Origin of the sequence: Corynebacterium callunae (assembly GCF_046592015.1) — a bacterium.
In the GTDB taxonomy this organism is placed as follows: Bacteria; Actinomycetota; Actinomycetes; order Mycobacteriales; family Mycobacteriaceae; genus Corynebacterium; species Corynebacterium callunae_A.
On sequence record NZ_JAWVOB010000006.1, the window covers coordinates 49,495 to 62,566 of the forward strand.

Genomic DNA, 13,072 nt, shown 5'->3' on the forward strand with positions numbered 1-13,072 from the left:
AACTCCAAGGAGTACGGCATGGCTGTTAAGACCCTCAAGGACCTGCTCGACGAAGGCGTCGAAGGACGCCACGTTATCGTTCGATCCGACTTCAATGTTCCACTCAACGATGACCGCGAGATCACCGACAAGGGCCGCATCATCGCCTCACTTCCCACCCTCAAGGCTCTTAGCGAAGCTGGCGCCAAAGTCATCGTCATGGCTCACCTGGGTCGTCCAAAGGGCGAATTTAATGAAAAGTTCTCTTTGGCACCTGTGGCAGAGGCTCTTTCCGATGAACTTGGACAATACGTTGCACTTGCAGCAGATGTTGTTGGCGAAGACGCTCACGAGCGCGCCAATGGCCTGACCGAAGGCGATATCCTGCTCCTCGAAAATGTTCGCTTTGATGCTCGCGAAACTTCCAAGGACGAGGCTGAGCGCGGCGAATTCGCTGACCAGCTTGCAGCACTCGCAGCAGACAATGGTGCTTTCGTATCCGACGGCTTTGGTGTTGTGCACCGCGCCCAGGCTTCTGTCTATGACATTGCCAAGCGCCTTCCTCACTACGCTGGTGGCCTCGTAGAGACCGAAATCTCCGTCCTGCAGAAGATCGCAGATGCTCCTGAAGCTCCATATGCAGTTGTGCTCGGCGGCTCCAAGGTCTCCGACAAGATCGGTGTTATTGAGGCACTTGCAGCTAAGGCTGACAAGATCATCATCGGTGGTGGCATGTGCTACACCTTCCTCGCAGCTCAGGGACACAATGTTCAGCAGTCCCTGCTGCAGGAAGAAATGAAGGACACCTGCTCTGATCTTTTGGCTCGCTTCGGCGACAAGATCGTTCTTCCAGCTGACCTGGTTGCAGCTTCTGAGTTCAACAAGGATGCAGAGAAGCAGATCGTTAATCTTGACTCCATCCCCGAGGGCTGGATGTCCCTTGACATCGGACCTGAGTCCGTCAAGAAGTTCGCAGAGGTTCTTGCAACCGCCAAGACCATCTTCTGGAATGGCCCAATGGGCGTATTCGAGTTCGCTGCTTTCGCTGAGGGAACCCGCGGTATTGCACAGGCAATCATCGACGCAACCGCAAACAACGGAGCATTCTCCGTTGTGGGTGGTGGCGACTCCGCAGCATCTGTTCGCGTGCTTGGCCTGGACGAAGAGGGCTTCTCCCACATCTCCACCGGTGGCGGCGCTTCCCTGGAATATCTTGAGGGCAAGGAACTTCCAGGCGTAGCAATTCTCGCCAGCTAACCCCGGTTAGTTTTCCCGTGGCATCATGCCACTGCTTTTAACAGGGCTTTTGCCACGAAATTCATAGTTCACCCTAGCGCCCAACCGCCAAGCCGCCGCGCGCCAGGGGAGTGAAAGCCCTGTTAAAAGGCAATTACCTCCAAGCACTACCCATTAGAAAGGTGTGTCACTCATGGCACGTAAGCCACTTATCGCCGGCAACTGGAAGATGAACCTCGATCATCAGCAGGCAATTGGTACTGTCCAAAAGCTCGCTTTTGCTCTGCCAAAGGAATACTACGAGAAGGTTGATGTCGCTGTGACTGTTCCCTTCACCGATATTCGCTCTGTGCAGACCCTTATTGAAGGTGACAAATTGGAAGTCACCTTCGGCGCTCAGGATGTCTCCCAGCATGAGTCCGGTGCCTACACCGGTGAAGTTTCTGCCACCATGTTGGCAAAGCTGAATTGTTCTTGGGTAGTGGTTGGACACTCCGAGCGTCGTGAATACCACAACGAATCAGATGAGCTTGTTGCTGCAAAAGCAAAGGCTGCACTGAGCAAGGGCATTAGCCCGATTGTTTGTGTGGGTGAGCCACTGGAGATCCGTGAGTCAGGCACCCACGTTGATTACGTCGTAAAGCAAACTCGTGCGTCTTTGGCTGGACTTAGCGCTGAAGAGTTGGCCAACACTGTTATTGCCTATGAGCCCGTATGGGCGATTGGCACCGGCAAGGTGGCGTCCGCTGCGGATGCGCAGGAAGTGTGTGCAGCAATTCGTGGCCTCATCGTTGAGCTTGCTGGCGAGGAAATCGCCTCTGGCCTGCGTATTCTCTACGGCGGTTCCGTCAAGGCAGAGACCGTTGCAGAAATCGTCGGACAGCCTGACGTTGATGGCGGCCTAGTTGGCGGTGCTTCCCTCGATGGTGAGGCATTTGCCAAGCTCGCAGCAAACGCTGCAACCGTTGCTTAACCCTAGCTATACCTTCGGGCTTTAACGCCCGGAACCATGGCTAGGTAGTACACCAGATACACCCGGCCATACTAAAGAGTTGAGGAATTTTCACCACCTCTGAAGATTCCTCAGCTGCTTAAACCTCAAAAGTCGCCCAGTATCTCCTACATAGTGCTGGGCGACTATTTTATTGTGCAGGTTTTTGATGACATCATTGCAGGACACTCTTCGAGGAGTTTTAAGTACAGTGAATGATCTTTTGCGTGACGATATCCGTTTTCTCGGGCGCATCCTGGGAAAAGTAATTTCCGAGCAAGAAGGCCCAGAAGTTTATGAGCTAGTTGAACGTGCGCGTCAAACCTCTTTCCAGATCGCCAAAGGCAATGTGGAGATGGACACCCTGGTCGAGGTGTTTAAGGATATTGATCCAGAACAAGCAACCCCCATTGCTCGCGCCTTTACCCACTTTGCATTGTTGGCCAACCTGGCAGAGGACCTGCATGATGCTCAAGCGCGGGAGGAGGCTCTGGACGCCGGTGAAACCCCACCCGATAGCACCCTGGAAGCTACCTGGCTGAAGTTGGATGAGGCCGAGGTCAGCGCCGCAGAGGTGGCCGAGGTGCTGCGCAATGCGCAGGTTGCCCCAGTACTCACCGCACACCCAACAGAGACCCGCCGCCGTACCGTTTTTGACGCCCAAAAGTGGATTACTGCCTATATGCAGGAACGTCAGCTTTTGTTGGCTGCCCCAGAAACTGCGCGCACCCAGGCCAAGCTCGCAGATATTGAAAAGAATATTCACCGCCGTATTTCAGTGCTGTGGCAAACTGCGCTGATCCGCGTGGCGCGTCCCCGCATTGAAGATGAAATTGAAGTGGGGCTGCGCTATTACAAGCTCAGCCTGCTTGAAGAAATCCCACGCATTAACCGCGATGTGGTGCAGGAGTTGCAGGCCCGCTATGGCAAGGAGATGCCTGCAAAGGCCGTAATCAAGCCAGGTTCCTGGATTGGGGGCGACCATGACGGCAACCCCTTTGTTACCGCAGAAACCGTGGCTTATTCCACCAGCCGCGCAGCGGAAACTGTGCTGAAGTACTACGGTCGTCAGCTGCACACCCTGGAACACGAGCTAAGCATCTCAGACCGCATGAGTACAGTCACCGCTGAGCTGCGTGAACTCGCCGACGCTGGCAAAAATGATGTACCAAGCCGCGTTGATGAGCCTTATCGTCGCGCCGTACACGGCATCCGTGGCCGAATTTTGGCCACCACCGCGCATCTTATTGGTGAGCATGCCGTCGAGGGCACCTGGTTTAAAATCTTTAAGCCTTATGCAACTCCGGAGGAGTTCGCCGCGGAGCTCAAGGTCGTGGATACCTCCCTGCGCAGCTCAAATGATGATCTTATTGCCGATGACCGCCTCGCGGCACTTTATGCAGCCGTGCAGAGCTTCGGCTTTAACCTCTACTCCTTGGACTTGCGTCAAAACTCCGAGAGTTACGAGGACGTCCTCACCGAGCTATTCAATAATGCGCAGGTCACAGCGGATTATCGAAACCTCGACGAAGCTGCCAAGACTGAACTTTTGCTCAAAGAGCTACGCAGCCCACGTCCTTTGATCCCGAATGGCGAGTGGGAGTTTAGTGAAGCAACCGACCGCGAACTGGGTATCTTCAAAATGGCTGCCCGCGCAGTCCAGCAATTTGGCCCCAGCATGGTTCCGCATTGCATTATTTCCATGGCATCTTCGGTCACCGACGTGCTCGAGCCCATGGTTTTGCTCAAGGAATTCGGCCTAATCAAGGCTAAGGGCGATACTCCAAGCGGTAGCGTCGACGTTATCCCGCTCTTTGAAACCATCGAAGACCTCCAGGCCGGCGCTGGCATCCTCGAGGAACTGTGGCAGATCGACCTTTACCGCAACTACCTGCAGCAACGCGACAACGTGCAGGAAGTCATGTTGGGCTATTCCGATTCCAATAAGGATGGCGGATATTTCTCTGCAAACTGGGCGCTTTACGACGCGGAACTGCAGCTGGTAGATCTTTGCCGATCAGCCGGGGTGAAGCTCCGCCTCTTCCACGGCCGCGGTGGAACCGTGGGACGCGGCGGCGGACCTTCCTATGACGCTATCCTCGCCCAGCCCAAGGGGGCTGTGCGCGGATCTCTGCGAATCACCGAGCAGGGTGAAATCATTTCCGCCAAGTATGGAAGCCCAGAAACGGCCCGCCGCAATTTGGAGGCATTGGTTTCGGCCACCCTCGAGGCATCCTTGCTTGATGTTTCTGATCTTTCTAATCCAGAGCGCGCCTATGAGATTATGCGTGAGATTTCTGAGCTCAGCCTGCAGAAGTACTCTTCCTTGGTCCATGAAGACCCTGGCTTTATTGATTACTTCACCCAGTCCACTCCTTTGCGTGAAATTGGTTCCCTCAATATTGGTTCGCGGCCTTCCTCCCGTAAGCAAACCTCCTCAGTGGAAGATCTGCGTGCTATTCCTTGGGTGTTGAGCTGGTCTCAGTCCCGCGTAATGCTGCCTGGCTGGTTTGGTGTGGGTACTGCACTACAACAGTGGATTGGCAGTGGGGAAGAAGCAGCGGCTCGCATTAAGGAGCTGCAGGAGCTCAATGAGACCTGGCCATTTTTCACCTCGGTGCTCGATAATATGGCGCAAGTGATGTCCAAGGCAGAGCTGCGTTTGTCCAAGCTCTATTCGGAACTTATTCCGGATAGGCAAGTAGCAGAGCGCATCTACCAGGTGATCTTTGATGAGTATTTCCTCAGCAAGGAGATGTTCTGTGTGATCACTGGTGCGAATGATCTGCTGGATGATAACCCGCTTTTGGCGAGGTCCGTGCGCAGCCGTTTCCCATATCTATTGCCACTCAACGTCATTCAGGTGGAAATGATGCGTCGCTACCGCGCAGGTGATGAGAGTGCGGGTGTCTCCCGCAATATTCAGCTCACCATGAATGGCCTGGCAACAGCACTGCGAAACTCCGGTTAGCCTGCCTGGCTTTAAGAGCTCGTGTATACTATCTAGAGTTATTCGAAATCAGGTTTGTCAAAGGCCTGAGTTCTCAAGGAAAAGGAAAAGTTTCCACATGGCATTGACGCTTCAAATTATCCTCGTCGTCGCCAGCTTGCTCATGACGGTCTTCGTCTTGCTGCATAAGGGCAAGGGTGGCGGACTTTCAAGCCTGTTCGGTGGCGGTGTGCAGTCCAATCTTTCTGGCTCCACCGTGGTGGAGAAGAACTTGGACCGCGTCACCATCTTGGTAGCTCTCATCTGGCTTGTGTGCATTATTGCACTGAACCTGATTCAGGCTTATTCCTAGAAGCATCAAGCTCCTAAAACGACCTCTTCGGAGGTCGTTTTTTGGTTTAAGCCCCAAACTATCGCCCTTACCTAGACCCAAGAGGCCTTAGTAGCTATAAATGGTGTGGCGGGCGTTATTTACAACGGATTTATAGCCTTTGAGGTGGGATTATGTCGATTCTGGGACACTCTTTTTGCTCCTTTACCTCGTTTATTCCGCAACCTCAAAAGTAGCTAATAGAGTTAAAGGAAGTGATCTTCATTATAAAAATGCAAATCTATTGAACGATAGGTAAAAACTAGGCTAGATTTACCTATAGCGGAATAGAAAATACTTCGCACGGTAGCAGTACATAGCTGAAAGGCCTTTAACATGGACCCCTCAGATCTAGCCTGGATCCTCACCTCCTTTGCATTGGTGAGCATGATGTTTCCTGGTCTCTCGCTACTATATGGTGGCATGCTCGGTGGGCATCAGGTGTTGAACACTTTCATGATGGTGATGAGCTCTCTTGGCATCATCGCATTTGTTTATATCCTTTATGGCCACGGCCTTGTTCTAGGAAACTCCATCGGGGGATGGGGAATTATCGGAAATCCCCTAGAGTACGTAGGTTTCCGCAGTGTCATGGAAGATGATGGCGCAGGCGGGATGATGTGGGCAGGATTTTATATCCTCTTTGCAGCTATCTCGCTGGCCTTGGTTTCCTCAGGTGCCGCCGGCCGCATGCGTTTTGGCGCGTGGTTGGTTTTCGGCGTGTTGTGGTTCACCTTCGTCTACGCACCGCTGGCACACTGGGTCTTTGCAATCTCAAACCCAGAGACCGGATATGTTGGCGGTTGGATGAAGAACATCCTGGAATTCCACGACTTCGCTGGTGGAACTGCAGTCCATATGAATGCTGGTGCTTCCGGCCTGGCACTGGCCATGGTTTTGGGACGTCGCCACACAATGTCGGTTCGCCCACACAACTTGCCACTGTTGATTATCGGTGCCGGCATGATTATCGCCGGCTGGTTTGGTTTTAATGGCGGCACTGCAGGTGGCGCTAATTTCCTGGCTAGCTACGTAGTTGTTACTTCCTTGCTCGCAGCAGCGGGCGGCATGATGGGCTTTATTATCGTGGAACGCCTGGTCAGCGGCAAGCCCACCTTCTTCGGTCTGATCACCGGCACCATCGCAGGCCTGGTTGCTATCACCCCAGCAGCAGATGCAGTGAACCCACTGGGAGCTTTCGCAGTGGGAGCAGTTGGAGCAATCATCGCTTTCTGGGCAATTAGCTGGAAAACCACCCACCGTGTGGATGACTCCTTCGATGTTTTTGCAGTACACGGCATGGCCGGTATCGCTGGCGCGATCTTTATTATATTCTTCGCAGATCCTGCAGCACCGGCAGGACTCGCAGGTATCTTCGCCGGCGGCGAGCTCTCCTTGCTTTGGCGCGAACCACTGGCATCGATTGTTACCTTGGGTTATGCCTTCGGTATGACCTGGATCATCGCGACTTTGCTGAACAAGATCATGCCACTGCGTATTACTGCAGAAGAAGAGTACGAGGGCATCGACGGCTCCGAGCACGCGGAATCTGCCTACCAGCTCAATTCCACCGGAATTGGGATGGCAAGCCGCTCCAACTTCGGCGCTGATATCCCCAAGGAACCCGTAATTCCCACCCAGCAGGTGGGCGTCGACAAGCAAATTATTGAAAACCGAAAGGCATAAACAATGACCACCACTCAGACTTCCGCAACCGCTATTGATTTCCTCTTCCTCAGCGAGCCAGACATGATCGCTGCGGGAGTTAAGGATATTGCACAATGTGTTGACGTCATGGAAGAGACTTTGGTGCTGCTTGCACAAGGCGATTATAAAATGGCTGGCCTGAACTCTAATTCTCACGGTGCGATGATCACCTTCCCGGAGAATCCAGAGTTTGAGGGTATGCCAAAGGATGGCCCGGACCGTCGCTTCATGGCCATGCCGGCGTATTTGGGCGGTCGTTTTAAGAACACCGGTGTTAAGTGGTACGGCTCCAACGCTGAAAATAAAGCCTCTGGCCTGCCACGATCCATCCACACCTTCGTGCTTAATGACACCGTCACCGGCGCACCCAAGGCAATTATGTCCGCCAACCTGCTCTCCGCCTACCGCACCGGCGCAGTTCCCGGCGTGGGTGTGAAGCACCTCGCTGTTGCAGATGCCACCACCTTGGCAGTGGTTGGACCAGGCGTGATGGCAAAAACCATTACCGAGGCCTGCCTAGCAGAGCGCCCCGGCATCACCACCATCAAGGTCAAGGGTCGCAGCGAACGCGGCATCAACGCCTTTGCCACCTGGGCACTAGAAAAATTCCCGCAGATTGACGTCATCGCTGTGGGCTCCGAGGAAGAAGTAGTTGCCGACGCCGACATCGTCATCGCGGCAACCACCACCGACGCCGCGGGTTCCTCCGCCTTCCCATACTTCAAAAAAGAATGGCTCAAGCCAGGTGCGCTGTTGCTGTTGCCGGCCGCCGCCCGCTTTGATGACGCTTATTTGCTTGACGACGCCCGCCTCGTCGTTGACTACATGGGGCTCTACGATGCGTGGGCTGAGGAATACGGCCCCCAGGCCTACCAGTTGCTGGGCATTCCAGGCACCCACTGGCACGACCTGGCTAGCTCCGGTCAACTAGACCCAGCAAAGATCTCCCAGATCGGCGATATTTGCTCCGGCAAACTTCCCGGCCGCACCAATGACGAAGAAGTGGTTTTGTACTCTGTTGGCGGCATGCCAGTAGAAGATGTTGCGTGGGCAACCCAGGTTTATGAAAACGCATTGGAAAAGGGCATCGGCACCTCACTCAACCTGTGGGAGAAGCCAGACCTGGCTTAACGGTTGGCGGGGTAGCAAGGCAGCACAATCATTCTTAGCAGTTAAAGGAGCAGAAATTATGAAGGTAGCGGTTATCGGTCTTGGAGCCACAGGTTCTATGGCTTTGTGGCACTTGAGCAAAATCCCTGGCGTCGAGGCCATTGGATTTGAACAATTTGGACTTGCCCATGGATATGGCGCTTTTACCGGAGAATCCAGGCTTTTCCGTATGGCGTATCACGAGGGCAGCACCTATGTTCCGCTACTTAAACGAGCTAAGGACCTGTGGTCGCAGCTCAGCGAAGAATCCGGCCGCCAGCTCTTTCATAATTTCGGCGTCTTAAGCACCGGCAAAGAAGATGAAGCACCATTCCAGCGTTTGGTGGAATCAGTAGAGCGCTATGATTTGCCCCATGAGCGCCTCACCGCTGCAGAAATGCGCGTGCGTTTCCCAGGCCTAGACTTCCGCGATGATGAGGCCGGTGTCATCGACAAAGAAGGTGGCGCGCTACGTCCCGAACTTGCAGTTTTGAGCGCAATCGAAGGCGCTCGGGCCAATGGCGCCGATGTACGCGAGCACCAGAAGATCACCAATATTGAAGACAACGGCGATCATGTACTCATTCAGGCTGGCGAGGAAACCACTAAAGTTGACCGCGTTATTGTCACCACCGGTAGCTGGACCGGGGAACTGCTTCCCGCAGTAGCTCCGTTGCTCGAGGTAAGACGCTTGGCTTTGACCTGGTTCCTGCCTTATAACCTTGAGGATTTCCAGCCGGAGAATCTGCCTTGTTTTATCCGTGACCGCGATGGTTTCCATGTTTTTGGAGCTCCGTGTGTGGATGGCTACAGCATTAAGATTTCTGGCCTTGATGATTGGGGAGTGCCACTAGGTGCACATGTTGAGGATGAGGATCTGCGCCTTGACCGCGCGGCAATCTCGGAATTTGGCCGCAAAACCCACGATCTTTTCCCTGGCGTAAATCCAGAACCAAACCGCTATAGCGTGCATTATGACACCTACACTGCCAACAAGGCACCGCTCATTGATGCCGTTGACAACGTGGTGGTGCTTACCGGTGGCTCCGGTCACGCCTTTAAACTTTCACCCGCCTATGGCGAGCTGGCTGCACATTTGGCAGTTGGACAGGATTCACCACTTTATAGTGAAGACTTCCGTATCAGCGCGCACCAAAATATTAAGGAGGAGGTGGGGGTATAGACACTTACCTAGCAAGACCTGCTGCCACACTTCTCCAGGGTAAGGGCAGCCTCTCGGCGGATATTAACTAACTTTGAGCACTATGAAGCTTGAAGAAGGTTCAAAAAATCCGGGTGTGGGCAACCATCTTATAAAGATGGTTGCCCACACCCGGATTTTTAGTTTTTAGCGGCCTAGCTGCCTTAAAGGTTAAAAGCTTTAAGCAAGTTCGGTGGCAGCGTCAGCGGCTAAGAAAAGCAAAGTTTCGGACTTGCCCTTGGCTCCAGCAGCTGGCCATTCCTCAGCTGGTTTGCCAGCAACAATGGCCGCAGCGGCCTCAGCCTTTTCGGCACCAGAGACCAAGAGCCACACCCGCTCAGCGGAATGGACGGCTGGCAGGGTCAAGGTTGCACGCTCTGCAGGTGGCTTAGGGGAATCAAAAACCGCAATAACCTTGCGCTGAGATTCTGCAACTGCAGCAGTGTGCGGGAAGAGGGAGTTAATATGGCCCTCGCCACCCATGCCCAAAATGTGCAGGTCAAAGCCTTCTGGGGCAAATTCTTCGAACATAGCTTCATAGGCAGCAGCAGCTTCGGCTAGATCTACTGAGCCTAGACCATAACCATGAATATTGGCCTCTGGAATAGCTACCTTTGACAATAGTGCAGTACGCGCCTGACCTTCATTGGACTCAGGATCATCAACCGGCACATTGCGTTCATCGCCAAAGAACACATGGATGCGCTCCCATGGCAACTCTGCACCATCCACGGAGAGCTTCTCCAGCAACTTAATGCCAGCGCCACCACCGGTGAGAACTACCCGCGCAGTGCCATTATCGGCGGTAACTTGAGAAACAACCTCGATAAAGCGGGCTGCTGCTTGCTCAACAAGATCTGCGGTATCAACTGCAGAAACTACTTCTACCATTGCTTATTCCTTAAACTTCGATGCGGTGAACGCTGGAAAGACCAGCAAGAGCGTGCTGATAACCCAAATCAGGATCCATATGGCGCAGCTCCTCAGCTAAACAATCAGCTTCACTGCGGCGGCCAATAGCCACCAATGCTGGAGCGGTACCCTTGTCTGGCATCTCCACGCGCAGGGTGTGCGCATCCTGAATGCTCACCACAATGGAACCGGAGGTGCGCTCGATTTCCAGGCGCTCCACTGACAACAGTGGCGTGCCCTCATCGTCGCAGGCCACGGTGGGGGAATCAGTGCATTCACGATAAACCGGGACATCCAGGCGACGTGCCAGCCAACCTGCAGCGAGGTCAACAGAGGTGCTTGTCGACGCGCCCCGCACCCGCACCGCGGTCACTTCACCGTGTGGTGGTTGGTCCAGGGAGGAAGCTACAAGTCCACGCCACTGAGTGATGCGCGCCCAGGTCATATCGGTATCACCGGGGTGATAATTTTCGATGCGGTCCTGGAGTGCAGTTTCACGATCATAGAGTGCATCGGTGATGCGACGATGCGCAATCTTTCCAATTGGATCCTTAGCAGGATTTTCTGGAGACTGGCCTGGCCACCAAGCAACGATTGGGGTATCAGGAAGCAACAGGGGAGTAACCACTGACTGCAGGTTTTCAGCTACTGGTCCATTGAGGTGGATGATGATCATCTCAGAGGCACCGGCGTCGCCGCCAATACGAACCTCAGCATCAACCTTGGTCTTGGCAGCCTTGTCACCAACCACCAAAATCAGCACACGCGAAGGGTGCTCGCGGGAAGCCTCATTGGTGGATTCCGTAATCGCAGCCACGTCACTTTCCGAATTGGTGACCACAATCAAGGTCAAAACGCGACCAGTGGTGCCCTGGGTGCCGGTTTCGCGCAGATGCGAAAGCGTCTTGGAAATTTCACGCGTAGTGGTATCTGGAAGCTCGAAGATCATGTGTTTTACCTAACTTCCTAAAATTATGGTCGACGCCAAGTGTGGCCATTACGGGCGAGCATGTCATCGGCACTCTTGGGACCCCAGGTGCCAGCCGCATATTCCTCCGGCTGACCAGCGGTTTCCCAGGCCTTCAGTACTGGATCAAGGATCTCCCAGCTCAACTCCACCTCTTTATTGGTGGGGAAGAGGCTTGATTCATCCAGCAACGCATCCAAAATCAGGCGTTCATAGGCTTCAGGGGACTCCTCGGTGAAGGACTCAGAGTAGGAGAAGTCCATATTGACATCACGAACTTCCATAGCAGAGCCAGGAACCTTGGAACCAAAGCGAATAAGCACACCCTCATCAGGCTGCACGCGGATCACGATGGCATTTTGGCCAAGTGATGTCGTCATTCCAGCATCAAAAGGCTGGTGTGGTGCGTCTTTAAAGACCACGGCAATTTCGGTTACGCGACGGCCCAAGCGCTTGCCGGTACGCAGGTAGAAAGGAACTCCAGCCCAGCGGCGAGAAGTGATCTCCAGGGTGCACGCTGCGTAGGTCTCGGTGGTGGAATTTGGATCAAATCCATCTTCCTCGCGCAGACCCTTAACGTACTCAGAGCCCTGCCAACCGGAGGCGTATTGGCCACGGGCAGAAGTTTTGTTCAGCGGATAAACCGGTTTGGTGGCGCTAAGAACCTTAATCTTTTCAGCCTGGAGCTGCTTTGGAGTGAAGGAAATTGGCTCTTCCATGGCAACCAGGGCCAAGAGCTGGATGAGGTGATTCTGGATAACGTCACGAGCAGCACCGATGCCATCGTAGTAGCCAGCTCGTCCACCCAGGCCGATGTCCTCGGCCATAGTGATCTGCACATGGTCCACATAATTTGAGTTCCACAGAGGCTCAAAAAGTTGGTTGGCAAAGCGCAGTGCCATGATATTTTGCACTGTTTCTTTGCCCAAGTAGTGGTCAATACGGAAGACGTTCGACTCGGGGAATACGGCGTTAACCAGGCGGTTAAGTCCGTGCGCAGATTTTAGATCGTGGCCAAAAGGCTTCTCAATGATGACGCGGCGCCAGACATCCTCGGTGGACTCTGCCATGCCGGAACGCTCCAGCTGGTGGCAGACAGCCGCGAAGGAGTCTGGTGGGATAGACAGGTAAAAAGCCCAGTTGCCTGCGGTGCCGCGGGTGTCATCGAGACGCTTAAGGGTGTCGGAGAGGGAATCGAAGGCTACATCATCATCAAAGTTGCCTTGGACAAATTCCATGCCCTCGGCGAGACGTTCCCAGACGTTTTCACGGAATTCAGTGCGGGCGCCTGCAGCGGCTGCCTCACGCACGTACTTTTCGAAATCTTCCTTAGACCATTCACGACGGCCATAACCAACCAGGGAGAATCCGGGTGGCAATAGACCACGGTTGGCGAGGTCATAAATAGCAGGGAGAAGCTTTTTACGGGCAAGGTCGCCGGTGACACCGAAAATCACCATGCCTGAAGGGCCGGCGATTCGGGGGAGGCGCTTGTCTTGGGGATCACGAAGTGGATTAGTCCAGGTGGGAGTCGTGTTCACGATGGAAGCGTCACGATCCTTTCTTTGATGAAAGATGTGTAACGGCCACGAGAACCACAATGGTTCTCG

The 13,072-nt window shown here is 54.0% G+C and carries 10 protein-coding genes; 7 read left to right on the plus strand and 3 right to left on the minus strand.

Annotation, left to right across the window (positions count from 1 at the left end):
• Positions 1–18: 18 nt before the first annotated feature.
• The 7 genes from pgk to solA all read left to right on the plus strand — a co-directional run bounded on the left by pgk (position 19) and on the right by solA (position 9,565).
• Positions 19–1,236, plus strand: coding sequence for a phosphoglycerate kinase (gene pgk / locus SFC07_RS08045; RefSeq protein ID WP_411207723.1), 1,218 nt, complete (start codon positions 19–21; stop codon positions 1,234–1,236).
• Positions 1,237–1,408: 172 nt separating this feature from the next.
• Complete coding sequence (tpiA, locus tag SFC07_RS08050) at positions 1,409–2,188, plus strand: triose-phosphate isomerase (RefSeq protein WP_411207724.1); 780 nt, start codon at positions 1,409–1,411, stop codon at positions 2,186–2,188.
• A gap of 229 nt (positions 2,189–2,417) precedes the next feature.
• A complete protein-coding gene (gene ppc, locus SFC07_RS08055) occupies positions 2,418–5,177 on the plus strand; it encodes a phosphoenolpyruvate carboxylase (RefSeq protein WP_411207725.1) in 2,760 nt (919 codons plus the stop codon).
• A gap of 97 nt (positions 5,178–5,274) precedes the next feature.
• Positions 5,275–5,508 carry a preprotein translocase subunit SecG gene (gene secG, locus SFC07_RS08060; protein WP_411207726.1) on the plus strand — a complete coding sequence of 78 codons (234 nt, stop codon included), beginning with the start codon at positions 5,275–5,277 and terminating at the stop codon, positions 5,506–5,508.
• A 354-nt stretch (positions 5,509–5,862) separates the two neighbouring features.
• Entirely contained in the window at positions 5,863–7,212 is a 1,350-nt protein-coding gene (locus SFC07_RS08065; RefSeq protein ID WP_411207727.1) for an ammonium transporter, read from the plus strand.
• A gap of 3 nt (positions 7,213–7,215) precedes the next feature.
• Positions 7,216–8,364 carry a tyramine oxidase subunit B gene (locus SFC07_RS08070; protein WP_411207728.1) on the plus strand — a complete coding sequence of 383 codons (1,149 nt, stop codon included), beginning with the start codon at positions 7,216–7,218 and terminating at the stop codon, positions 8,362–8,364.
• Positions 8,365–8,422: 58 nt separating this feature from the next.
• Positions 8,423–9,565: an N-methyl-L-tryptophan oxidase gene (gene solA / locus SFC07_RS08075; RefSeq protein WP_411207729.1), complete on the plus strand. Its 1,143-nt coding sequence runs from the start codon at positions 8,423–8,425 to the stop codon at positions 9,563–9,565.
• Between the two features lie 198 nt (positions 9,566–9,763).
• Here the strand turns inward: solA and pgl are convergent, their stop codons facing one another.
• From pgl to zwf, 3 genes are read right to left on the minus strand one after another with little or no spacing between them, the layout of a single operon-like run.
• Positions 9,764–10,474, minus strand: a complete 711-nt coding sequence (gene pgl, locus SFC07_RS08080) for a 6-phosphogluconolactonase (RefSeq protein ID WP_411207730.1) — start codon at positions 10,472–10,474, stop codon at positions 9,764–9,766.
• A 10-nt stretch (positions 10,475–10,484) separates the two neighbouring features.
• Entirely contained in the window at positions 10,485–11,444 is a 960-nt protein-coding gene (locus SFC07_RS08085) for a glucose-6-phosphate dehydrogenase assembly protein OpcA (RefSeq protein WP_411207731.1), read from the minus strand.
• Between the two features lie 23 nt (positions 11,445–11,467).
• Positions 11,468–13,003: a glucose-6-phosphate dehydrogenase gene (gene zwf / locus SFC07_RS08090; RefSeq protein ID WP_411207732.1), complete on the minus strand. Its 1,536-nt coding sequence runs from the start codon at positions 13,001–13,003 to the stop codon at positions 11,468–11,470.
• Positions 13,004–13,072: the final 69 nt, after the last annotated feature.

Coding starts and splice junctions, on each gene's coding strand:
- pgk (WP_411207723.1), top strand. CDS start 19: ATGGCTGTTAAGACCCTCAAGGACCTGCTCGACGAAGGCGTCGAAGGA.
- tpiA (WP_411207724.1), top strand. CDS start 1,409: ATGGCACGTAAGCCACTTATCGCCGGCAACTGGAAGATGAACCTCGAT.
- secG (WP_411207726.1), top strand. CDS start 5,275: ATGGCATTGACGCTTCAAATTATCCTCGTCGTCGCCAGCTTGCTCATG.
- SFC07_RS08065 (WP_411207727.1), top strand. CDS start 5,863: ATGGACCCCTCAGATCTAGCCTGGATCCTCACCTCCTTTGCATTGGTG.
- SFC07_RS08070 (WP_411207728.1), top strand. CDS start 7,216: ATGACCACCACTCAGACTTCCGCAACCGCTATTGATTTCCTCTTCCTC.
- solA (WP_411207729.1), top strand. CDS start 8,423: ATGAAGGTAGCGGTTATCGGTCTTGGAGCCACAGGTTCTATGGCTTTG.
- pgl (WP_411207730.1), bottom strand. CDS start 10,474: ATGGTAGAAGTAGTTTCTGCAGTTGATACCGCAGATCTTGTTGAGCAA.
- SFC07_RS08085 (WP_411207731.1), bottom strand. CDS start 11,444: ATGATCTTCGAGCTTCCAGATACCACTACGCGTGAAATTTCCAAGACG.